This window comes from Methylobacterium mesophilicum (assembly GCF_036441335.1).
Taxonomy (GTDB): Bacteria; Pseudomonadota; Alphaproteobacteria; order Rhizobiales; family Beijerinckiaceae; genus Methylobacterium; species Methylobacterium mesophilicum_B.
This window is the reverse complement of the sequence record NZ_MLBW01000002.1, coordinates 12605-34082: the sequence shown is the minus strand read 5'-3', so window position 1 is coordinate 34082 and position 21478 is coordinate 12605. Positions and strand designations below refer to the sequence as shown.

The 21478-nt window shown below is 72.4% G+C and carries 19 protein-coding genes and 1 pseudogene; 12 read left to right on the top strand and 8 right to left on the bottom strand.

The genetic code is table 11. The features are described from left to right. Positions 1-24: 24 nt before the first annotated feature. Positions 25-1323: a Gfo/Idh/MocA family oxidoreductase gene (locus tag MMR14E_RS01575; protein ID WP_331312522.1), complete on the top strand. Its 1299-nt coding sequence runs from the start codon at positions 25-27 to the stop codon at positions 1321-1323. Between the two features lie 25 nt (positions 1324-1348). Here MMR14E_RS01575 and flgH read toward each other — a convergent pair whose 3' ends face one another. The 4 genes from flgH to flgF are packed head-to-tail and all read right to left on the bottom strand — an operon-like array spanning position 1349 to position 4840. Then, on the bottom strand, positions 1349-2098 hold the full coding sequence (gene flgH, locus MMR14E_RS01570; protein WP_331312521.1) for a flagellar basal body L-ring protein FlgH: 750 nt from the start codon (positions 2096-2098) through the stop codon (positions 1349-1351). Positions 2099-2134: 36 nt separating this feature from the next. Continuing rightward, positions 2135-3259: a flagellar basal body P-ring formation chaperone FlgA gene (gene flgA, locus MMR14E_RS01565; protein ID WP_331312520.1), complete on the bottom strand. Its 1125-nt coding sequence runs from the start codon at positions 3257-3259 to the stop codon at positions 2135-2137. A 35-nt stretch (positions 3260-3294) separates the two neighbouring features. Beyond that, positions 3295-4086 carry a flagellar basal-body rod protein FlgG gene (gene flgG, locus MMR14E_RS01560; protein ID WP_331312519.1) on the bottom strand — a complete coding sequence of 264 codons (792 nt, stop codon included), beginning with the start codon at positions 4084-4086 and terminating at the stop codon, positions 3295-3297. Positions 4087-4099: 13 nt separating this feature from the next. Then, complete coding sequence (flgF, locus tag MMR14E_RS01555) at positions 4100-4840, bottom strand: flagellar basal-body rod protein FlgF (RefSeq protein ID WP_331312518.1); 741 nt, start codon at positions 4838-4840, stop codon at positions 4100-4102. A gap of 255 nt (positions 4841-5095) precedes the next feature. On the opposite strand from flgF, the gene fliL reads away from it, so the two are divergent. From fliL to MMR14E_RS01515, 7 genes and pseudogenes are all read left to right on the top strand, one after another. Then, positions 5096-5656, top strand: coding sequence for a flagellar basal body-associated protein FliL (gene fliL / locus MMR14E_RS01550; RefSeq protein ID WP_331312517.1), 561 nt, complete (start codon positions 5096-5098; stop codon positions 5654-5656). A gap of 64 nt (positions 5657-5720) precedes the next feature. Further along, positions 5721-6938 (top strand): flagellar motor switch protein FliM, encoded by a 1218-nt coding sequence (gene fliM / locus MMR14E_RS01545; RefSeq protein WP_331312571.1) that lies wholly within the window; start codon positions 5721-5723, stop codon positions 6936-6938. Positions 6939-6957: 19 nt separating this feature from the next. After that, positions 6958-7392, top strand: a complete 435-nt coding sequence (locus MMR14E_RS01540; protein ID WP_331312516.1) for a DUF6468 domain-containing protein — start codon at positions 6958-6960, stop codon at positions 7390-7392. Positions 7393-7492: 100 nt separating this feature from the next. Then, complete coding sequence (locus tag MMR14E_RS01530) at positions 7493-9130, top strand: ABC transporter ATP-binding protein (protein WP_331312515.1); 1638 nt, start codon at positions 7493-7495, stop codon at positions 9128-9130. Between the two features lie 2 nt (positions 9131-9132). After that, complete coding sequence (locus tag MMR14E_RS01525) at positions 9133-10440, top strand: phosphopentomutase (RefSeq protein ID WP_331312514.1); 1308 nt, start codon at positions 9133-9135, stop codon at positions 10438-10440. Between the two features lie 12 nt (positions 10441-10452). Continuing rightward, the gene (locus tag MMR14E_RS01520; RefSeq protein ID WP_012317818.1) at positions 10453-10644 is read left to right on the top strand and encodes a DUF1192 domain-containing protein; all 192 of its coding nucleotides are present in this window, start codon (positions 10453-10455) and stop codon (positions 10642-10644) included. A gap of 3 nt (positions 10645-10647) precedes the next feature. Continuing rightward, positions 10648-11232, top strand: a pseudogene (locus MMR14E_RS01515) (leucine-rich repeat domain-containing protein); the annotation flags it as partial. Here the strand turns inward: MMR14E_RS01515 and MMR14E_RS01510 are convergent. Then, on the bottom strand, positions 11230-11829 hold the full coding sequence (locus MMR14E_RS01510; protein WP_331312513.1) for a cysteine hydrolase family protein: 600 nt from the start codon (positions 11827-11829) through the stop codon (positions 11230-11232). The pseudogene MMR14E_RS01515 and the gene MMR14E_RS01510 overlap by 3 nt on opposite strands. 171 nt (positions 11830-12000) lie before the next feature. On the opposite strand from MMR14E_RS01510, the gene MMR14E_RS01505 reads away from it, so the two are divergent. From MMR14E_RS01505 to MMR14E_RS01495, 3 genes are all read left to right on the top strand, one after another. After that, positions 12001-12948, top strand: a complete 948-nt coding sequence (locus tag MMR14E_RS01505; protein WP_331312512.1) for a lytic transglycosylase domain-containing protein — start codon at positions 12001-12003, stop codon at positions 12946-12948. 83 nt (positions 12949-13031) lie between these two features. Beyond that, positions 13032-13934 carry an alpha/beta hydrolase gene (locus MMR14E_RS01500; RefSeq protein WP_012317814.1) on the top strand — a complete coding sequence of 301 codons (903 nt, stop codon included), beginning with the start codon at positions 13032-13034 and terminating at the stop codon, positions 13932-13934. Between the two features lie 128 nt (positions 13935-14062). Continuing rightward, positions 14063-15388, top strand: a complete 1326-nt coding sequence (locus tag MMR14E_RS01495; RefSeq protein ID WP_331312509.1) for an O-antigen ligase — start codon at positions 14063-14065, stop codon at positions 15386-15388. Between the two features lie 361 nt (positions 15389-15749). On the opposite strand, the gene MMR14E_RS01490 is transcribed toward MMR14E_RS01495, so the two are convergent. Next, on the bottom strand, positions 15750-17507 hold the full coding sequence (locus tag MMR14E_RS01490; RefSeq protein ID WP_419539279.1) for a pyrroloquinoline quinone-dependent dehydrogenase: 1758 nt from the start codon (positions 17505-17507) through the stop codon (positions 15750-15752). A gap of 59 nt (positions 17508-17566) precedes the next feature. Further along, a complete protein-coding gene (locus tag MMR14E_RS01485) occupies positions 17567-18100 on the bottom strand; it encodes an ankyrin repeat domain-containing protein (protein WP_331312508.1) in 534 nt (177 codons plus the stop codon). 134 nt (positions 18101-18234) lie between these two features. Between MMR14E_RS01485 and MMR14E_RS01480 the strand changes: the two genes are divergently transcribed. After that, entirely contained in the window at positions 18235-18453 is a 219-nt protein-coding gene (locus tag MMR14E_RS01480) for a hypothetical protein (RefSeq protein ID WP_331312507.1), read from the top strand. Positions 18454-18469: 16 nt separating this feature from the next. Here the strand turns inward: MMR14E_RS01480 and uvrB are convergent, their stop codons facing one another. Then, positions 18470-21142 (bottom strand): excinuclease ABC subunit UvrB, encoded by a 2673-nt coding sequence (uvrB, locus tag MMR14E_RS01475; RefSeq protein ID WP_331312569.1) that lies wholly within the window; start codon positions 21140-21142, stop codon positions 18470-18472. Between the last annotated feature and the right edge of the window lie 336 nt (positions 21143-21478).

The following is a 21478-nucleotide window of genomic DNA, read 5'->3' as shown; positions in this document are numbered from 1 at the left end:
CGATCCGGCGACACGGCGAGGCCCATGGCGGACGACACCCGGCTCTCACGACGCACTCTCCTCGCGGCCGGAGGCGCCCTGGCCGGCGCCGCAGTGGGCGGCGGCGCGCAGGCCGCCCCGCCGGCGCCCGCTGTCCCGGCCGATACCGGCGCCGTGCAGGGCGGGAAGATCATGTTCCCGAACTGGCGCGGGCCCGGCGACAGGCCGCCCGCCCCGACCCCGGCGCCGCAGCCGCCGGGCCAGCGCGTCGGCTACTGCGTCGTCGGCCTCGGGCGCCTGAGCCTCGACGAGATCCTCCCCGCGTTCGGCGAGAGCAAGCGCGCCCGCCTCGCCGCCGTGATGTCGGGCTCGCCCGACAAGGCGAAGCTCGTGGCGCGGCAGTACGGGCTGCCGGACGACGCCGTCTACGGCTACGACGCGTGGGATCGCCTGAAGGCCAACCCCGACGTCCAGGCGGTCTACATCGTCACACCGAACGGCGTGCACCGGGACAACGTCGTGGCGGCCGCCGCGGCCGGCAAGCAGGTGCTCTGCGAGAAGCCGATGGCGGTGACCTCGGACGAGTGCCGCGAGATGATCGCGGCCTGCGCGAAGGCGGGCGTCAAGCTGATGATCGCCTACCGGTGCCAGTACGAGCCCTACAACCGGGCCGTGATCAAGCTCGCCCGCTCGGGCGAGTTCGGCCGGCCCCGGCTGATCCAGGCCTTCAACGGCCAGACCACCGGGCTGCCGGAGCAGTGGCGCCTGCGGAAGGCGCTGGCGGGCGGCGGCTCGCTGCCGGATATCGGGCTCTACTGCCTGAACACCGCCCGCGCGGTTCTCGGCGAGGAGCCGAACCTGATCCAGGCCCAGATCCACGCGCCGCCGGACGATCCCAAGTACCGCGAGGTCGAGGAGACGGCGAGCTTCACCCTTCACTTCCCGTCCGGCGTGATCGCCCAGTGCCTGTCGAGCTACGGGGTCTACGAGGCGCGGAGCCTGACCCTGCACACCGGGACCGCGTCGGTCGATCTCCAGAACGCCTTCGCCTACCAGGGCCAGCGTCTCTATATCGGCCACCGCGACGGCAGGAACGCCGCCCGGGACGAGAAGGTCCTGAGCCCGAAGAACCAGTTCGCCCTGGAGCTGGATCATTTCGCGCGGTGCATCCAGGAGAACCTGCGGCCCCGCACGCCGGGCGAGGAGGGACTGCAGGATCAGGTCCTGATGGAGGCGATCTACGAGGCCGCCCGGACCGGCGCACCGGTCAAGGTCGGGCCGCCCCCCGGCGCCGGTTCGGGCCTCGACGTGACGCGCGGGCCGGAGCCGGAGGAGCCGGCTTGAGGGGCCTCGGACGGGAAGAGGCGCCTCAGAACGGCAGCAGGATGTCGACGATCTGCTGGCCGTAGCGCGGCTGCTGCACGTCGGTGATCTGGCCCCGGCCGCCGTAGGCGATGCGGGCCTGGGCGATCTTGGCCGAGTCGATGGTGTTGTCGGATTCGATGTCCTCCGGCCGCACCACGCCGGCGACGATCATCTCACGCACCTCGAAGTTGACCCGGATCTCCTGCTTGCCCTCGACCACGAGGTTGCCGTTGGGCAGGACCTGGGTCACCACCGCGGCGACGTTCGTCGTCACCGACTCGGTGCGCTGGACCGAGCCGGCCCCGTCATTGGCGGTGGCCGAGGTGGCGGCGAGCAGCGCGGTGCTGCCCACCCCGAAGGATTTGCCGACCGCGTTGTTCTCCAGGCCGAGGGCGTTGGGCAGGCCGAAGCTCTCGGTGTTGGCGCGTGAGCGCTTGGTCTCGTTGCTGATGTTCGCCTGATCGGTGACCTTGACCTTCACGGTCAGGATGTCGCCGAGCTTGGCTGCGCGCTGGTCCTTGAAGAAGGCGCGGGAGCCCGTGCGCCACAGCGAGTTGGGCGCGTACGAGACCGGCTGCACGTCCGGCATCGGCATCCGCACCGGCTTGTAGCCCGGCTGCGCGGTCGGGTCCTCGATCGCCGACAGCGCCGGGGTCGCGCCGACCTGCGAGAGGCGGTCGGCGGTGTTGCAGGCCCCGAGCGCGCCGGCGATCAGGGCGGCGGCGAGCGGGTTCAGGACAGTGCGACGGGCCATCGGGCAATCACTCTTCGACGCGTGCAGGGCGGGCGGTCAGCGCAGGGAGGCGGTCGCCTGGACGGAGGCGGCGCCGGCGGCCTGCTGAGCCGCGGGGCTGGGGCTCACCGAGACCCGGCCGGGGCCGATCACGGTGGCCTGCAGGATCTTCTTGGAGGCGACGTTGACGACGTTGACGACGGCGCCCATGCGGCCGGAATCGTTCGACAGGCCGCGCATCGACAGGCTGATGCTCGGCGTCTCGTACACGATGGTCACGTTCTCGCCGCGCGCGACCAGCTCGGGCGGGGCCGTGTCGGTGACCCGCAGCACCGTGCCGGCCGTCAGCGTGTTCTGGGCGACCTCGCCGAGAATCGCGGTCGCGCTCCCCTGCGCGTCGGGGGCGACGGACTCGCGCGGGCGCCGCTCCAGGGCGACGTCGCCCTCCCTGACCGGCTCGCCGCGATTGAGGTTCCGGGTGAGCACCGCCACCTCGCGCAGCTCGATGACCACACCGGAGACGCGCAGGGAGGCCTGCCGCTCGCCGAGGCTGACGAGGCCCGCGACGCGGCGCGTCCGCGGATCGTAGGTCACGTCCAGGGCCGCGGCCTGCCCTTCGAGGTCCACCGGGGCCAGCAGGGTCGGGCCGTCGCCGTCGAAGCGGACCGCGATGCTGGGGGCGTGGAGCCCGTAGCCGGTCTCGAGGCCGCGCTTGAGCGCCGCCTCGATCTCCGGCGGGCCGAGGCGGCGGGCGGCGCGCTGCACGGCGATCTGCAGCCGCCCGCCGGTTTCCAGGCCGTTCAGGCCCAGGGCGGCGGCCGCGTCCAGGATGCGCCGGGTCTGGATCGTCCCGGTGGCGCCGAGGGCGGGCGCGCCCAGGAGCTCGGGGGCGCCCTCGACGAGATCGGCCAGCGTCAGGACGTCGCCGCGGGCGGTGACGTCGCCGCGCAGCCGCAGGCCCTCCGCCCGCGCCATGGCGGGGATGGCCAGGGCGCCGAGGAGCGCGAAAGTCAGGAAGGCCAGCACCGCGCGCAGGATGACGGCGCCGCCGAGGGGCATCACCCGCGGCGGCACGCGCCGCACGATCGGGCTGATGTCGTCCCCGTCCCCCGCGGCGACGCGGGGCAGGTCGAGGGTCCCGAAGTCGGGATCGAGCGGGTCGGGGTGCATGCCGGCATACATGGTCAGGGGCCTGAAGCGGGGTGCGGGTCGCGCGGTTAGCTGCGGAACATCTGCGTGGTGGTGGAGAGCATCTGGTCGGCGGCGGTGACGACCTTCGAGTTCATCTCGTAGGCGCGCTGCGCGGCGATGAGGGACGAGATCTCCGTGACGGCGTTCACGTTCGCCTCCTCCAGGTAGCTCTGCTGGAGGTTGCCGAAGCCGTCGGCCCCCGGCAGGCCGCTGATCGCCTGTCCGGAGGCGGCGGTCTCGACGAACAGGTTGTCGCCGATCGACTCGAGGCCGACCTTGTTGACGAAGCGCGAGAGCTGGAACTGGCCCAGCGCCTGCGGCGCCGTCTGACCCGGGATGTTCGCCTGCACGGCGCCCGTGGCGCTGATCGTCACGGACGTCGCGTTCTGCGGCACCGTGATCGCCGGATCGAGCAGGTAGCCGTCGCGGGTGACGAGCTGGCCCTGGGCCGAGAGGTCGAAGGAGCCGTCGCGGGAATAGGCGGTGCGGCCGTCCGGCAGCGTCACCCGGAAGAACCCCTCGCCGCGGATCGCGACGTCGTAGTCCTTCTCGGTCGAGGAGAGCGTGCCCTGCGACATCACGCGGGCCGTCGAGGTGGTCTTCACGCCCGAGCCGAGGCTGAGGCCGGCCGGGAGCTGGGTGTTCTGCTGCGAAGTCGAGGTACCGGCCCGGCGCAGGTTCTGGTAGAGCAGATCCTGGAAGTGCACCTGCTGGCGCTTGTAGCCGGTGGTGCGCAGGTTCGCGATGTTGTTGGAGATGACCTGGACGTTGAGTTCCTGGGCCGCCATGCCGGTGGCGGCGGAGTAGAGGGCGCGCATCGGTCAGGCCTCCTCAGGCGACGTCGGCGAGGCGGCGGATCGCCGTGCCCCGCAGGTCGTCGAGGCGCGAGATCATGCTCGACACCATGGCGTAGGACCGGTTCACGTCCATGAGCCGGGTCATCTCGATGACCGGGCGGACATTGGAGCGCTCCAGCGATTCGGGTTCGAGACGCCCGTCGATCCCGGCGGGGCGCGCGGGCTCCGGCGAGGCGTAGAGGTTGGTCCCCTCGTTGGTCAGCCGCTGCGGGTTGGCGAAGGTGACGAGCTTGATCCGCCCGCGGATCCCGAGATTGGTCGAGACGGTGCCGTCGGGGCCGATGGCGAGGCCGGTCTCCTGCGGGTTGATGCTGATCGGCCCGCCCTCGCCCACGACCTTGTAGCCGTCGCTGGTGACGAGCGTGCCCTGCGCGTCGAGCTCGAAGGCGCCGTTGCGCGTGTAGCGCTCGCCCTGGGGCGACTGCACGGCGATGAAGGCCGAGCCCTTGACCGCCACGTTGAGCGGGTTGCCGGTCTGCTCGATCGGGCCCTGCCCGAGATCGAGGGTGGTCCCCTGGTCGATCACGTAGGACAGGCGCCGGTCGGGCCGGGCGAACGAGTCCGCGCTCGCCACCGGCATGAGGTACTCCTCGAAGCGGGTGTTCCGCGCCTTGAAGCCCGTGGTCGAGACGTTCGCCATGTTGTTGGCGATCACGTCCAGCTCGCGCTGGAGCGCCATCTGGCTCGACACGCCGACGAAGAGGGCATTCTGCATCGTGGACTCTGGGACTCGCGGGCCGCGGAGGCGGCAACGATCCATTCAGCATCCGCTGTGCCAAAACCCGCTGCGGCGAATTTTATCGGTGTGGCAGAGACTTGGTTAGCCGCGCTCGGAGGTCCCGGCCGCGCCGGGCCTGCGCCGCGGCAAACCTGACCCGGCAGGAATTGCCTCCTTAACGGCGCGTTAACCGTGATGCTCCGATATCGCCGTGTACCTGGCGCGCGGTCTACCGCGAGAGAGCATTATTCCATGGCCAAGAAGCCGAAGAAGGCCTCCGCCGAGGAAGGCGAGGCCGGAGCCGACGGCGCCCCGAAGGGCAAGAAGAAGCTCATGATCATGGTGGCCGTCGCCGTTCTGGTGCTGGCGGCGGGCGGCGGTGCGGGCGCCTACCTGATGATGGGCGGCGGCGGCCACGGCGACGGCAAGGAAGCCGCGCAGGGCGGCGGCCACGGCGGGGGACACGGCGACGCCAAGGGCGCCGGCCCGGACGGCAAGAAGCCCGTGGTCTTCGTCGACGTGCGCGAGATGCTCCTCAACCTCTCCCCCGAGCTGCCGCAGGACAAGGCCAAGTACGCGAAGGTCCGGATCTCCCTCGAGCTGAAGGACGCCAAGGTCGAGGAAGAGGTGAAGCCCCTGATGCCGCGGGTCGAGGACGCGCTGCAGGTCTACATGCGCGAGCTTCGCGCGAGCGACATCACCAACTCGGTGGGCCTGTTCCGGCTGCGGGAGGAGCTGCTGCGCCGGATCAACATCGCCCTCTACCCCGCCAAGGTCGACGCGGTGCTGTTCAAGGACGTGATCGTCCAGTGAGCGTGCCCGCGACCCAGTCGATCCCCTCGCGCGCCGCGCCGCGCCGGGCCCCGAGCGAGCACGCCTGATGGAACCCGAGGACGAACTCCCCGAGGACGACTGGTCGGCGGCCCTCCTGGAACAGGGGGCCGAGGGCGGCGACACGTCGCTGGCCGAGGAGTGGGGCGCGGCGCTCGCCGAGCAGGGCACCACGCGCAACGCGGGCGACGTCGCCGCCGAATGGGCGACGATGATCGAGGACGGGGAGAGCGACAACCTCCCCGAACTCGCCGGCAACGACCGGGTGCTCAACCAGGACGAGATCGACGGCGTCCTCGGCTTCTCCATGCGCGAGCTCTCGGCCTCCGGGGCCGGGGGCGTGCAGGCCATCGTCGATTCGGGCGTCGTCCAGTACGAACGCCTGCCGATGCTGGAGATCGTCTTCGACCGGATGATCCGGTTGCTGTCGACCTCCCTGCGCAACCTGTTCCAGGACAACGTCGAGGTGACCCTCGACAACATCACCTCGGTGCGCTTCGGCGACTACCTCAACGCGATCCCGCTGCCGACGCTGCTCGGCGTGTTCCGGGCCGAGCAGTGGGAGAATTCCGGCCTCGTCACGGTCGATTCGAACCTCGCCTACGCGACCTTCGACCTGCTGCTCGGCGGCAAGCGCGGCGGCTCGTCGAGCCGCCTCGACGGGCGGCCCTTCACCGCGATCGAGATGACGCTGGTGCGCCGCCTCGTGGAGATCGTGCTGGGCGACCTGGAGCTCTCGTTCCAGCCGCTCTCGCCCGTGAGCTTCGGCATCGACCGGATCGAGACCAACCCGCGCTTCGCCACCATCACGCGCCCGGGCAACGCCGCGATCCTGATCAGCCTCCGCCTCGACGTCGACGGGCGCGGCGGCATGCTGCAGATCCTGTTCCCCTACGCGACGATCGAGCCGATCCGGGAACTGCTCACCCAGAGCTTCATGGGCGAGAAGCTCGGCCGCGACCACGTCTGGGAGGGCCATCTCGCCACCGAGATCTGGCAGGCCGACGTGACCATGGACGCGGTGCTGCACGAGATGATGCTGCCGCTGAAGCAGGTCATGAGCCTGAAGGTCGGCGAGACGCTGATGTTCGAGGCCAAGCCCTCGGACCTCATCACCGTGCGCTGCGGCGACTGGGCGCTCACGCAGGGGCGGATCGGCCGGGTCGACGGCCACATCGCCGTCCAGGTCACACGGCCGCTGCGCCGCTCGCGCACGACGATCCAGGCCTACGAGGCCTCGATGAACAACCGCTCGGACAATTAGTGCCGATGAGGGTCCGGTCATGAGTCTCTTCGTCACCCTCGCGGCCGACATCCTGGTCGCCGTCCTGCTGGCGGCGACCATCGTCACGTCCCTCAGGCTCTCGCGCCGCATCGGCCAGATGAAGGGCGACGAGGCCGCCCTCCGCCAGACCATCGGGGACCTGATGGTCGCGACCGGCACGGCCGAGCGGGCCATCGCGGGCCTGCGGGCGGCGATCGACGAGGGCGACCGTACCCTGAACGCGAGCCTGGAGACCGCCACGGTCCGCGCCGACGAGCTGCGGCTGCAGGTCGAGGCCGGCGAGGGCGTGATCGCCCGCATCGGCGCCATCGTGGCGCAGATGCGGGCCGTGCCGGTCCGGCCCGAGCCCGCGCCGGAGCCGAGGCCCGCGCCTCNGGCGCGCAGCTCAGCCGCCAGCCGCACCGCCTCGTTCGTTCCCGGTACCGCGACGTAGGCGATGCGCAGGCCGGGACTCGCGCATTTGGACAGCGTCGCGATGTGCCAAGTGAGGTCGCTCGCCTCCGCCGCGAGGCCGGGCGCGCTATAAGGGGCACATGTCAGAGGCCGATCCCCAGCCGCTCCTCGCCGTCGAGGACCTCTCCGTGGCGTTCCGCGCGCGGGAGGGCGAGACCGTGGCGGTCGACGGCGTCTCCTTCACCATCCGCCGCGGCGAGACCGTCGCGCTCGTGGGCGAATCGGGGTCGGGCAAGTCGGTGACCGCGCTGGCGATCCTGCGCCTCCTCGACCCCGCGGCCCGCCAGGACGGCCGGATCCTGTTTGCGGGCCGCGACCTCGCGCGGCTGCCCGAGCGGGCGATGCGGGACGTGCGCGGCGCCGACATCACCATGGTGTTCCAGGAGCCGATGACCTCGCTGAACCCGCTCCACACGATCGAGCGGCAGATCGGCGAGGTGCTCGGCCTGCACCGCGGCCTCACCGGCAAGGCGGCCCGCCGGCGGATCCTGGAGCTTCTGGAACTCGTGGGCCTGCGCGACGCCGAACGGCGCATGGGCGCCTACCCGCACGAGCTCTCCGGCGGCCAGCGCCAGCGCGTGATGATCGCCATGGCCCTCGCCTGCGAGCCGGACCTCCTGGTCGCCGACGAGCCGACCACGGCCCTCGACGTGACCGTCCAGGCGCAGATCCTGGCGCTGCTCGCCGACCTGCAGAAGCGCCTCGGCATGGCGATGCTGTTCATCACCCACGATCTCGGCATCGTCGAGCGGATCGCCGACCGCGTCTGCGTGATGCTGAAGGGCAAGATCGTGGAGGCCGGCGCGACCGCGGCCGTCTTCGCCGACCCGCAGCACGCGTACACCCGCCGCCTGATCGCCTCCGAGCCGAAGGGCCGGGCCAACCCCGTCCCGGCCGACGCCGCGCCGCTCCTCGAGGCCGGGCCCCTGAAGGTCTGGTTCCCGCTGAAGTCGGGTCTGCTCCGGCGCGTCACCGGCCACGTCAGGGCCGTGGACGGCGTCTCCCTGCGGGTCCGGACCGGCGAGACCATCGGGGTCGTCGGCGAGTCCGGCTCGGGCAAGACCACCCTCGGCCTCGCCCTGCTGCGGCTCACGGGCTCGGAGGGCCCGATCGTCTTCCTCGGCAAGGCGATCGACGGCTTTGGCGTGGCGCAGATGCGCCCGCTGCGGAAGGACATGCAGGTGGTCTTCCAGGATCCCTACGGGTCCCTGTCGCCGCGCATGTCGGTGGCCGACATCGTCGCCGAGGGACTGGTGGTCCAGGGCACGGCGCGCTCCCGGGCCGAGCGCCGGGCCGTGGTCGCCAAGGCGCTCACCGATGTCGGGCTCGATCCGGCCGCCATGGACCGCTACCCGCACGAGTTCTCCGGCGGCCAGCGCCAGCGCGTCGCCATCGCGCGGGCGATGGTGCTCAATCCCCGCTTCGTCGTCCTCGACGAGCCGACCTCGGCCCTCGACCGCTCGGTCCAGGCGCAGATCGTGACCCTGCTGCGCGACCTCCAGCGCGAGCGCGGCCTCGCCTACCTGTTCATCAGCCACGACCTGAAGGTGGTGCGGGCGCTCGCCAACTACGTGATCGTCATGCAGAACGGCCGCGTGGTCGAGGAGGGCGCGGCGGAGACGATCTTCGCCGATCCCCAGACGCCCTACACCCGCGCCCTGTTCAAGGCCGCCTTCGCGCTCGAGAGCGACGCGCCCGCCGAGCTGGAGTCCGCCTGACCGTGGCGCGCGCCCTCATCATCGTCCTCGATTCCGTGGGCGTCGGCGGGGCCCCGGACGCGGACCGATACGGCGATGCCGGGTCCGACACGCTGGGGCACATCGCCGAGCGCTGCGCGGCGGGAAGCGGCGACCGGGCGGGGCTGCGCGCCGGCCCCCTGCGGCTGCCCCACCTCGCCGACAGGGCGACGACCCGGTCCTGGTCGAGATCGACCGGCCGCCTCACGGGGCCGCGGCGGCCGAGCGGATCACCGCCCGGGCGGCCCGCTCCTCGCCGAGGATCGTCTCCGCGATGGCGCCGGCCCGCACGGGCAGGATCGACAGCAGCGTCTCGGTCAGCCCGTGGCGCCTACGGCCACGCGGTGGAGCGGGCCGCCGGCAAGGACACGCCCTCCGGCCACTGGGAGATCGCCGGGCTGCCTCTGACCGAGCCCTGGGGGCATTTCCCCGAGACCCGGCCGGCTTTCCCGCCGGAGCTGGTCCGCGCGCTCGTCGCCGAGGGCGGCCTCCCGGGCATCCTGGGCGACTGCCACGCGCCCGGGGTCGCGATCATCGACGCGCTGGGCGCCGAGCATCTCCGGACCGGCCGGCCGATCTGCTACACCTCGGCCGACAGCGTGTTCCAGATCGCCGCCCACGAGGAGGCGTTCGGGCTGGAGCGGCTCTACGACCTGTGCCGCGCGGCGCGCCGCCTGTGCGACCCCTACCGCGTCTGCCGGGTGATCGCCCGGCCGTTCGTGGGGACACCGGAGACGGGCTTCCGCCGGACCGGCAACCGCAAGGATCTCGCCGTCGCCCCGCCCGGGCGCACGCTGCTCGACCGCGCCGAGGCGGCCGGCCGCGCCGTGGTGAGCGTCGGCAAGATCGGCGACATCTTCGCCCACCGCGCCACCGGCCGCGAGATCAGGCCGGGCCCGAACGCGGCCTGCGTGACCGCGGGGCTCGACGCGCTGGCGACGCTCCCGGAGGGCGGCCTGATCTTCGTCAACCTCGTCGATTTCGACACCGAGCACGGCCACCGGCGCGACGTGCCGGGCTACGCCGCGGAGCTGGAGGCGTTCGACGCCCGCCTCCCCGAGATCCGGGCGGCGCTGGCGCCGGGCGACCTCGCGGTCATCACGGCGGACCACGGCAACGATCCGACCTGGACCGGGACCGACCACACCCGCGAGCAGGTGCCGGTGCTGGCCTTCGGTCCCGGCGTGGCCGGCCGGCCGATCGGGCAGCGGGAGACCTTCGCGGATATCGGCGCCACCGTGGCGGCCCATCTCGGCCTCGCCTGGGACGGGGCCGGAACACCGTTCCTTTAGGGAGGACACGACGTGCGGGACGACGACGACCGGCCGCGCAAGGCCGTTGCCCACGAGATCGGGCAGCCCCTCGACACGCTCTCGCTCGGGGATCTCGACGAGCGCGTCGCGCTCCTGCGCGCCGAGATCGCCCGGCTCGAGGCGGCGCGGGCCGCCAAGCAGGCGGCGCAGGGCGCGGCCGACGCCTTCTTCAAGCGGGGCTGAGGCTTGGACCGGAGCGAAACCCTCGCCGCCCTGCGGCGCGGCGATCTCGGCGGCGCGCGCGAGCTGCGGCTGCCCGACGGGCTCGCAGCGGTGCCGGACGAGGTCTTCGCCCTCGCCGACACGCTGGAGGTGCTGGATCTCGGCCGGGGCAGCCTCGCCGACCTGCCGGACGATCTCGGCCGCCTCCACCGCCTGCGCGTGCTGTTCTGCTCCGGCAACCCGTTCCCGCGGCTCCCGCCGGTCCTCGGCACCTGCCCGGCGCTCAGCCAGCTGGGCTTCCGCGGCTGCGGCATCCGCGAGGTGCCGGCGGAATCGCTGCCGCGCGATCTGCGCTGGCTGACGCTGACCGACAACGCGATCGCGGAGCTGCCCGCCGCCCTCGGCGAGCGGCCGCGCCTGCAGAAGCTGATGCTGGCCGGCAACCGGCTCACCGCGCTGCCCGACAGCCTGTCGGGGGCGGGCGACCTCGAGCTGATCCGGCTCGCCTGCAACCGTCTCGCCGCGCTCCCGCCCTGGCTCGCGCGCCTGCCCCGCCTGGCCTGGATCGCCTACGCCGGCAACCCCGCCGAGCCGGCGACNGCTGCCTCAGTCGGGAATATCGCCCTGCCCGCGCGCGACCACCGCGAACAGGTCGCCGAGGGCCGCGAGGCTCGCGGCCTGGAGCTGGGCCGCCGGCACCACGCCGCCGTCCGGACCGGGCAGGTCCCGCGTCGCCGTGGCGGCCGCCACGACGGTGGGGCGGAACCCGAGGTTGAAGGCGCTCCGGGCGGTGGAGTTGACGCACATATGCGTCATGAATCCCGCCAGGACGACGTCCTTCACGCCGGCCTGCTCGAGCCGCGCCTGGAGGTCGGTGCCCACGAAGGAGCTGGGATAGGCCTTGGTGACGACCGGCTCGTCGCCCTGCGGCGCCACCTCCGGGCTGATCTGGCCGATCGGGGCGGTCACGTCGTAGGGCGAGCCCGGCCCGGCATCGTGGCGGACGTGGATCACCGGGATCCCGGCCTCGCGCGCCCGTCGCAGCAGCGCCGCCGCCTCGCGGAGCGCGGGCTCGACGCCGTCGAGCCGCATCACGCCCTCCCGGTAGGTCTGCTGCAGGTCGATCATCACGAGCGCCGAGCTTCTGAGCGGGGCCGGCGCGGGGCTCAGGCCGGACAGGCCGCGCAGGGTTGTCAGATCGGACATCGGCGGTTCCTCCCGTGGGGCCGCGTCGGGGGCGGCTCTCTGAGCCCGGGACGCTACGACGGCGCGGCCCGGTCGCGCCAGTGTGCAAAGGTGCAACGCTCGCGCGCCGGGGCCGGATGATCCCCCAGGAAGGTTGGCCGCGCGGATTGATCCGCCCCCGCGCGTCGCTACATGCGCGGCGTGACCGCCCCGCCCCTGCGCCTCGGCGCGCTGCTCCTCGCCCTCGCATGCGCGCATCCGGCCGCGGCCGCCCCGTCCGAGGGGGCGACCGAGACCGTCGAGCAGGCCCTGTGCCGCCTCATCGACGACTCGGCCAGGGCCCGCGGCCTGCCGGTGCCGTTCCTGACCCGCCTGATCTGGCGCGAGAGCAGCTTCCGCGTCGGGGTGGTGAGTCCGGCCGGCGCGCAGGGCGTCGCACAGTTCATGCCCGGGACGGCCCGGGAGCGCGGCCTCCTCGACCCGTTCGACCCCGAGCAGGCGATCCCGCACGCGGCGCACCTGCTCGCCGACCTGAAGACGCAGTTCGGCAACCTCGGGCTCGCCGCCGCGGCCTACAACGGCGGCGCCGCGCGGGTCAGCAAGTGGCTCGCCGGCGACGGCGGCCTGCCCGCCGAGACCCGGGCCTACGTGGCCGCGATCACCGGCCAGCCGGTGGACGACTGGCGGACCGGCCCCGGCAAGGCGATCGAATTCCCGGAGGGCGGCGCGCCCGCCAAGTCCGACGGCAAGTCCAACAGCAAGCCCGAGGCAAAGGATCCGAAGGACGCCAAGCCGGAGGCGCCGCAGACCTGCCTGCAGGTCACCGCCAGCCTGCGCGTCCCGTCGCGCGGCGACCGCTTCGCCCTCGGCCTCAACGAGGGGCCGGCCGCCCCCTGGGGCATCCAGCTGGCCGGCAACTTCTCCAAGGCGCTGGCACTCCAGAGCTTCAACCGCGCGCGGAGCGCCTACGCGGGGGTGATCGGCGAGGTGCGGCCGATGATCATCGGCACGCGCCTGCGCAACCGCGGGACCCGCGCCTTCTACCGGATCCGCATCCCGGCGCAGAGCCGGCAGGCGGCCGATGACCTGTGCGGCCGCATCCGCAAGGTCGGCGGCGCCTGCATCGTGCTGCGGACCTGATTTTTCGTGATCCGCCCCGAGACCGTCATCAATCCGCCCCGAGGGCGGTGCGGTATGATCGGATCGGGACAACCGGATGGGATATGACACGTCTCCTCACCGCGCTCGCGAGCCTGCTCTGCCTCGGGCTCGCCGCGTTCGGCTTCACCGCCGCCTCGCCGCTCGCGCTGTTCGACGCGATCGGCCCGCGCGATCCGGGGGGGCGGCTCGCCGCGAAGGACCAGCCCTTCGGCGAGGGGCCGCGACGGCGGCTCGACGTCTACGTTCCCACCGCGGGCGCCGAGAACGCGCCGGTCCTGGTGTTCTTCTACGGCGGCTCCTGGCAGAGCGGCGCCAAGGACGACTACGCCTTCGTCGGTCACGCCCTCGCGGCGCAGGGCTTCGTCACGGTGCTGCCCGATTACCGCCTCTACCCGGAGGCGCCGTTCCCCGGCTTCCTCGAGGACGGCGCCGAGGCCATCGCGTGGGTGCGCGACAACATCGCCGGCTACGGCGGCGACCCGCGCCGCATCGTGCTCGCCGGCCACTCGGCGGGCGCCTACAACGCCGTGATGCTCGGTCTCGACCCGCGCTACGTGATCGCCGCCGGCGTCGATCCCAAGGTGATCAAGGCCGTCGCCGGGCTGTCCGGCCCCTACGACTTCCTGCCGTTCGACCAGGACACCACCGTCAAGGTGTTCGGCAAGGCCCCCGATCCGGAGGCCACGCAGCCCGTCGCCTTCGCGGGCCCGCTCTCGCCCCCGGCCTTCCTGGCGACCGGCGACGCCGACACGGTGGTGAAGCCGCGGCACACGGTCAGCCTCGCCGCCAAGCTGCGGGCCGAGCACGTCCCGGTCCAGGAACGCCTCTACCCGGGCCTCGACCACAAGGACACGCTGCTGGCGCTGTCCGTCACCTTCCGCTCGAAGGCGCCGGAACTCGCCGAGATGGCGTCCTTCCTGATGCGGCAATCCGCCGGCCGCTCGCAGTACACGATGCGGCGCTGACCGCTTAAGGGCGCGCGTCAAGGTTATCGCGCGATCGTCGGGCAGAACGGTCCGATTTCGCGTCGCCCGGCACCCGCGGCCCGCTAGAATGGTCCTGGCCGCGCGGCGCGGCCTCGCGGTGGGACGGCATGGCTTCTGCGGACGCGGCGATCGGGATCCCGGCCGACGGGCGGCAGCGCGGCGTCGCGGGCCGCGACGTGCCGGACGTGCTGCGCGTGCTCCTGAACGGGGCCGTCTTCGTCCTGCTCTGGAACCACGTCTGGCTGAAGGACCTGTCCGACCGGTCGATGCTCGCGGCCTCCGAGGACGGCAGCCTGCTGACGCAGATCCTGTTCCTGAGCGCCGGCGCCGCCATGGCGGCGGCGATCCACCGGATCGGCGTCCGCCATCTCCGTCCCCTGGTGACGCGGCCGCTCGTGCTGTGCGCGGTCTGGCTCGGGGCGACGGCGCTGCTCTCCATCGAACCGAGCCTGTCGCTGCGCCGGCTCGCGCTCTTCGCCATCGCCGCGATGCTCTCGGCGGGCGTGTTGATCGTGGCCCGCTCGCCCCGGCAACTGGCCCTGACCATGGCCGGGTCCGCCCTGGTCATCGTGCTCGCCTCCTACCTCGCGGTCGCCTTCGTGCCGAACCTCGCGATCCACTCGGCCTTCGACGTCAATTCCGATCCGAGCCACCCGGGCCTCTGGCGCGGGATCTTCCCGCAGAAGAACGAGGCCGGCGCCGCCATGGTGATCCTGGTCATCGTGGGCCTCTACGTCGCCACCGTGGCGAGCCGCGTCCTCGGCTGGGCGATCGTGCTCCTGGCGGCCGGGTTCCTGGTGGCGAGCGGCTCCAAGACCGCGATCCTGCTCCTGCCGGTAATCCTCGCCGTGACCGGCCTGTGCCAGGTCCTGACCGGCGGGGTCCTGCGCCGCCTGCTGCTCCTCGGTCCGGTGATCGGGTTCTCGCTGATCTCCATCGGCTCGGTGCTCGCGCCGCCGATCCAGGAGGCGGTGGGCTCGCTGCTCACCGACGCGACCTTCACGGGTCGCAGCGAGATCTGGCAGTTCGCCATCGACAACATCATGATCCGGCCCTGGCGCGGCTGGGGGATCGGCGCCTTCTGGATGACCGAGCGGACCATGTATGCCGGCTCCGAGGAGCTGACCTGGGTCAACACCGTCGACCACGCCCACAACGCCTATCTCGACACCGCGCTGATCGGCGGCCTGCCGTTCCTCGCCCTGACCGTGGTGGCCTTCGTGCTCGCCCCGGTGCGCGACCTGCAGCGCGTGGCCGGCGGCACGCGCCTCGACGCGGAGACCCTGCTGTTCCTGAGGCTGTGGTTCCTCGGGCTGGTCTCGGCCTCCTTCGAGACGGTGCTCTACAACGGCAACAACGCCACCTGCTGCATGTTCATGATGGCGGTGTTCGGCCTGCGCCTGCGCACCCGCTACGCCGTCGCGGCGGGCTGAAGCGGCCCGGGCGCCCGGACATCACGCGCCGGCCGCGGAAGGCCGCACGACGTGCGTGCGCGCGTCCCGATGTGCCTCGGCGAAAACCGCTTCTCCCGTCCGCGCGGCTTCTGTCCGATAGCGGACGGCAACAACTTGTCCGCGAAACTGTTGGTCGGCATTCGCGCGGAGATTCTGCATGCCGGGCAGGGTTCGTTACGCTTGGACCGACGTGACGTTCGCGCTGGGCGTGAGCGCCCTGTGCGCGCTGTCCCTCTTCGTGGCCCACTAGCCGAGGGGTCGCGCCGGGGCGTTCCGTCGCGCCGCAGCGTCGAGAGGCCGGCGCGCCGCGGCGTCCATCCGCGCCGTGTGCCGGCCGCGGTCAGTCGGGCAGCGCGAAGACCAGCAATGCATCGCCGGTGCCGAAGCCCGACGCCTTGGTGAAGGAGGCGCCGCCTGCCGCCACGGCGACGTACTGCTTGCCGTCCAGCGCGTAGGTCATCGCCGGCCCGCTGATGCCGGCCCCGCACTGGAAGCGCCACAGCATCCGGCCGTCCCGCGCGTCGTGGGCGTCGAGATGACCGTCCTCCTCGCCCGAGAAGACGAGGCCGCCGGCGGTCGCCAGCGTGCCCCCGGACAGGCGGCTCGCGCCGCGCACCGACCACGCGATCCGTCCGCCCTCCGCGAGGTCGACGGCGGTGAGCGTGCTGAAGGACGGCTCGCCCCTGGCCTCCCCGGTCTCCGTGTAGCGGATTTCCGGACGCCCGGCGGCGGCCGGCACGGTCTTCACCGTGTAGGTCGTGGCGCCGTGGCGGACCTGCACGTAGGCGCGGGTCCCGTCATAGGCGGTGGGCGGCCACGAGACCGCGCCGAGGGGGCCGGGCGCCACCACCGTGCCCTGCGGGGTCGGCGGCGCGAACAGGTTCTTCTGCTCGAGGAGCGGGGCCGAGCGCGCGAGCAGCTTTCCCGTGGCGCGGTCGTGGACGTAGATCCAGCCGGTCTTGCTCGCCGAGGCCACCGCCCTGACGCCGCCCGGCATGTCCAGCAGGAAGGGCGGCGCGGCGACGTCGTAGCCCCACTCGTCGTGCGGCACCTGCTGGTAGTACCAGCGCAGCGTGCCGGTCTTCACGTCGAGGGCGACGAGGCACATCGTGTAGAGATTGTCGCCCGGGCGCGACAGGCCGAAATTCTGCGGGGCCGGGTTGCCGGTGCCGAGGAAGATCAGGCCGAGATCGGGATCGTAGGCGGGCGTCATCCAGAGGGAGCCGCCGCCCACCCGCCAGGCGTCGCGGTTGGCCGGGGCCGCCGCCTTCTCGGCGGCGATGTCGCGGTGGAGCGGCGTGCCGTCGGCGGTCTTCTCCACGAAGGCGCCCTCCCAGCCCTCCGAGGGTGTGACGTACCAGCGCCAGCGCTCGTCCCCGGTCCTCGCGTCGTAGGCCGCGAGCCACCCGCGCCGCCCGTATCCGCCCTCGATGCCGACCACCGCGCCGCCGTCGAGGCCGCCCGCCTCGTCCGCGATGTGGAGCCCGTAGCCCGCACCGGTGACGCCGACGATGACGAGCCCGTCGGCGACGAGCGGCGGCATCTTGAAGCCGAGGCGGCTCGAGCCCTGGACGGACTTGCCGCCGAGGGTCGCGGCGAGGCCCGATGCGGTCTCCGTCTCGCCCTCCTCCGGGCGCACCGCCTCCTTCTCCCAGACGATCTTGCCGGTCCTGGCGTCCAGGGCGATCAGCTGCCCGTCCATGGTCGCCTCGTAGACGAGCCCCCCCGACACCGCGACCCCGCGGTTGGAGGGCGGCCCGAAGATCTTCTCGGTGCGCGGCCTGTGGGTGTAGGTCCAGAGAGGCTTGCCGGTCCGGGCGTCGAGGGCCGCGACGTTGTTCTGCGTCGTGGAGACGTAGAGGGTGCCGTCCACCATCACCGGCTGGGCCTGGAAGTAGCCGGTGACCCCGGTCTGGAAGATCCAGGCGGGACGCAGCCGGCCGACCGTGTCGCGGTTGACCTGAGTCAGCTCGGAGAAGTTGCGGTTGCTCGGGTCGTGCCCGAAGGCCGGCCAGGGCGTCTCGGCGGCGGAGGCCGTCCCGAGGGTGGCGGTTCCGGCAAGGCAGGCCAGCAGGGCGGCCCCGATCCATCGCGACAAGGTTGTGCTCCCGTGTGCGGCGACTGTCGCGCCCGAACAGGTGTTCTCGCGACGCGGCCTCACGCCTGCCGCCGGGGCGCCCCGTCGAGCTGCGCCGGCGTGGCCTGGGCGCCCATCGCCCGGGCCATGTCGGCGGCGCTCTGGCCGGAGGCGTCGCGGCGATCCGGGTCGGCGCCGTGCTGGAGGAGCAGGTCGACCATCTCGGTGCGGTCGAACATGGCCGCGGTCATCAGGGCCGTCCGGGTGCCGTCGCCGGTTCCGTCCACCGCGGCCCCGTGCCGGAGCAGGAGCTGCGCGACGGCGAGGTCGTTCTGGAAGGCCGCGCCGGCGAGCGGCGTCTGGCCGCGGTCGTTGGCGAGCTCCGGGTCGCCGCCGGCCTCCAGGATCACCCGGGCGGCCTCCGCCTGACCGTTATAGGCGGCGAGCATCAGCAGGCTGTCGCCCTTGTCGTTGCGCAGGTTCGCCGGCAGCCCCTGTCCGAACAGGTCGGCAAGCTCCTCGGCGTGGCCCATCCGCGCGTACTGGAAGACCCGGGCCGCGAAGGCCAGCGTCGCGTCGTCGAGGATCGGGGGCGTGTTCGTCTCTGAGGCCATCGCGTGCTCGTCTCTCATCGCGGCTGATCTGGGCCGCTGCGGCATCGCCGTCCAGCGGCGGCCGGAACAGTTTCGGCGCGCGGCTCGTTCCAGCCGCCTATCCGGGCGCGGCCCGGCGTCTCCGGAGCGCGACGATGCCCCGACCGTTTGAGCCCTACGCCGACGCGCTGCGCACCGCCCGCGAGATCGTGCGCGAGCGGGCGGGGGCCGTCGTCGAGGCGGCGGTCCGCGCCGATTCCCAGGCCTTCGACGAGGCCTGCAACGTCCTCGTGGTCCGCATCGCGGAGGCGATCGTCGAGGCCGGCGAGGCCGGGCGGGGGCACGGCCTCGGCCGGGGCAGCGAGGCCGCCTGAGGTCCCGGCGGCCGGGTCAGCCCCGCCGCCGGCCACCGCCGCCCTTGTACTTCGGCTTCTGGCCGCCGAGCCCCTGCGTCGAGCGCGGCTTCGGCCGCTCCTGCCAGACCGGCGCCGCGCCGCCCACCGGCAGCTCCCGGTCCGTCCCCGGGCCCATATGGTCGAGGTCGGGCTCGACGATGCGGCTGCTCCCCGCACGGCGCGGCGGCTTCCGGCCGAACTTGCCGGCCTCGCGCTCCACGTCGCCCTGCCGGGCCATCGGGTCGTCCGAGACCAGCAGCTCGGTCGCCTGGAGCCGCTTCAGCTCGTCGCGCAGCCGCGCCGCCTCCTCGAAGTCGAGGTCGGCGGCGGCCGACCGCATGCGCTTCTCGAGGTCCGCCATAACGGCCTTGAGGTTATGGCCGACCGTGATGGCGTCCTTCGCCAGCCCGGTATCGACCTGGACGTGGTCGCGCTCGAACACGCTGCTCAGGATGTCGGCGATGCCGCGCTTCACGCTCTGCGGCGTGATCCCGTGCTCCGCGTTGTAGGCGAGCTGCTTGGCGCGGCGGCGCTCGGTCTCGGCCATCGCCCGCTCCATCGAGCCGGTGATGCTGTCGGCGTACAGGATGCAGCGCGCGTCGGCGTTGCGGGCGGCGCGGCCGATCGTCTGGATCAGCGAGGTCTCCGAGCGGAGGAAGCCCTCCTTGTCGGCGTCGAGGATCGCCACCAGGGCGCATTCCGGGATGTCGAGGCCCTCGCGCAGCAGGTTGATGCCGATCAGCACGTCGAAGGCGCCGAGCCGCAGGTCGCGGATGATCTCGATCCGCTCCAGCGTGTCGATGTCGGAGTGCATGTAGCGCACCCGCACGCTGTTCTCGTGCAGGTACTCGGTGAGATCCTCGGCCATGCGCTTGGTCAGCGTGGTCACGAGCGTCCGGTAGCCGGCCTGCGCGACTTCCCGGACCTCGCCCAGCAGATCGTCGACCTGGCTGCGGGCCGGGCGCACCTCGATTACCGGGTCGACGAGGCCGGTCGGGCGGATGACCTGCTCGGCGAAGACGCCGCCGGTCTGCTCCATCTCCCACTTGCCGGGCGTCGCCGAGACGTGGACCGTCATCGGCCGCATGGCGTCCCACTCCTCGAAGCGCAGCGGGCGGTTGTCGAGGCAGGAGGGCAGCCGGAATCCGTACTCGGCGAGCGTCGCCTTGCGGCGGAAGTCGCCCCGGTACATGCCGCCGATCTGCGGCACGGTGACGTGGCTCTCGTCGGTGAACACGAGGGCGTTGTCGGGCAGGTACTCGAACAGGGTTGGCGGCGGCTCGCCCGGCTTCCGGCCGGTCAGGTAGCGGGAATAGTTCTCGATGCCGTTGCAGGCGCCGGTGGCCTCGATCATCTCGATGTCGAAGGTGCAGCGCTGGTCGATGCGCTGCGCCTCGATCAGGCGGCCCATCTTGGTGAGCTCCTCGATCCGGCCCTTCAGCTCGTGCTTGATGCCCTTGATCGCCTGCTGCAGCGTCGGGCGCGGCGTGACGTAGTGCGAGTTGGCGTAGACCTTCACGAACTTCAGTTCGGAGATGGTCTTGCCGGTGAGCGGGTCGAACTCGACGATGCTCTCGACCTCGTCGCCGAACAGGCCGATCCGCCAGCCGCGATCCTCCAGGTGGGCCGGCCACAGCTCGATCGAATCGCCCCGCACCCGGAAGGTGCCGCGGGCGAAGTCGGACTGGATCCGCTTGTACTGCAGGGCCACGAGGTCGGCGATGAGCTGGCGCTGCTCGATCCGCTCCCCGAGCGAGACCGTGAACGACATCGCCGTGTAGGTCTCGACCGAGCCGATGCCGTAGATGCACGAGACCGAGGCGACGATGATGACGTCGTCCCGCTCCAGCAGGGCGCGGGTCGCCGCGTGGCGCATCCGGTCGATCTGCTCGTTGATCGACGATTCCTTCTCGATGAACGTGTCGGAGCGCGGGACGTAGGCCTCGGGCTGGTAGTAGTCGTAGTAGGAGACGAAGTACTCGACCGCGTTGTCGGGGAAGAAGGCCTTGAACTCCCCGTAGAGCTGCGCGGCCAGCGTCTTGTTCGGCGCGAGGATCAGCGCCGGACGCTGCGTCTCCTCGATGATCTTGGCCATCGTGAAGGTCTTGCCCGACCCGGTGACGCCGAGCAGCACCTGATCGCGCTCCAGCGCCTGCACGCCGCCGACGAGCTCGGCGATGGCCCGGGGCTGGTCGCCGGCCGGCGTGAAGTCGGATTTGAGCGTGAACCGGACGCCGCCCTCGGATTTCTGCGGCCGCTCCGGGCGGTGGGGCGTCCAGGTCTTGCCGTCCTTGAACAGCGGGTTGCCCTCGGTGAGCAGCCGCTCCAGCGCCGAGACCGTCGCCGAGGCGCCGCCGTCGCCGCCGGGATCGGGCAGGTCGGCGCCCTCCGGTACCGGTCCGTCCTCGGGCGGCGTCAGGCCGAGCGCCTGCGCGAGGCGCGGGTCGACATCGGCCGCGTCGCCGAGCGCGTAGCCGGCCTCCGCGGCGTCGGCATCGTCGTAGGAGGTCAGCACCGTCACGGCGAGGATCTTGAGCCCCGCGCCCCGGCCGCGGACCGCCGCCCGCATGGTCTGCGGGTAGGCGTGGACGGTGAGGAAGGTGGCGCCGGAGCCCGAGGCCGAGCGCACGCCCTCCTCGACGGTGTTGCCGATGTCGTGGAGCTTCAGGTCGAGGAAGACCTTGAGGCCGCGGCCCGCCAGCCGCTCGGCGAGCGCGAGGCCGCCCGGAGCGGCCGCAGAAATCCGGGCCGCCCGTCTTGCCGCCCGCTTTGCCGCCCGCCTTGCGGCCGGGCCGCGCGGGCGCCTCGGGGGGCGGCTCGACGGCGGCCGGGCGATTCCGGTTGAGCGCCGGGTTCAGGAGCTCCGCCAGATAGGTGTCCAGCGGCTTCAGCTCGGGCTTCGACGCCTTGGCGGACGTGGCCGCGACGGAGGCGGCGCGCGGTTTCTTCGGTGCGGGCATGGGAACAATATGGGCCCGGACCGGGCGCTGAGGAACCCTGCGCG

Excerpts from the sequence above, each read along its gene's own strand:
- MMR14E_RS01575 (WP_331312522.1), top strand. The coding sequence starts at position 25 with ATGGCGGACGACACCCGGCTCTCACGACGCACTCTCCTCGCGGCCGGA.
- flgH (WP_331312521.1), bottom strand. The coding sequence starts at position 2,098 with ATGGCCCGTCGCACTGTCCTGAACCCGCTCGCCGCCGCCCTGATCGCC.
- flgA (WP_331312520.1), bottom strand. The coding sequence starts at position 3,259 with ATGTATGCCGGCATGCACCCCGACCCGCTCGATCCCGACTTCGGGACC.
- flgG (WP_331312519.1), bottom strand. The coding sequence starts at position 4,086 with ATGCGCGCCCTCTACTCCGCCGCCACCGGCATGGCGGCCCAGGAACTC.
- flgF (WP_331312518.1), bottom strand. The coding sequence starts at position 4,840 with ATGCAGAATGCCCTCTTCGTCGGCGTGTCGAGCCAGATGGCGCTCCAG.
- fliL (WP_331312517.1), top strand. The coding sequence starts at position 5,096 with ATGGCCAAGAAGCCGAAGAAGGCCTCCGCCGAGGAAGGCGAGGCCGGA.
- MMR14E_RS01530 (WP_331312515.1), top strand. The coding sequence starts at position 7,493 with ATGTCAGAGGCCGATCCCCAGCCGCTCCTCGCCGTCGAGGACCTCTCC.
- MMR14E_RS01510 (WP_331312513.1), bottom strand. The coding sequence starts at position 11,829 with ATGTCCGATCTGACAACCCTGCGCGGCCTGTCCGGCCTGAGCCCCGCG.
- MMR14E_RS01505 (WP_331312512.1), top strand. The coding sequence starts at position 12,001 with ATGCGCGGCGTGACCGCCCCGCCCCTGCGCCTCGGCGCGCTGCTCCTC.
- MMR14E_RS01500 (WP_012317814.1), top strand. The coding sequence starts at position 13,032 with ATGACACGTCTCCTCACCGCGCTCGCGAGCCTGCTCTGCCTCGGGCTC.
- MMR14E_RS01495 (WP_331312509.1), top strand. The coding sequence starts at position 14,063 with ATGGCTTCTGCGGACGCGGCGATCGGGATCCCGGCCGACGGGCGGCAG.
- MMR14E_RS01485 (WP_331312508.1), bottom strand. The coding sequence starts at position 18,100 with ATGGCCTCAGAGACGAACACGCCCCCGATCCTCGACGACGCGACGCTG.
- MMR14E_RS01480 (WP_331312507.1), top strand. The coding sequence starts at position 18,235 with ATGCCCCGACCGTTTGAGCCCTACGCCGACGCGCTGCGCACCGCCCGC.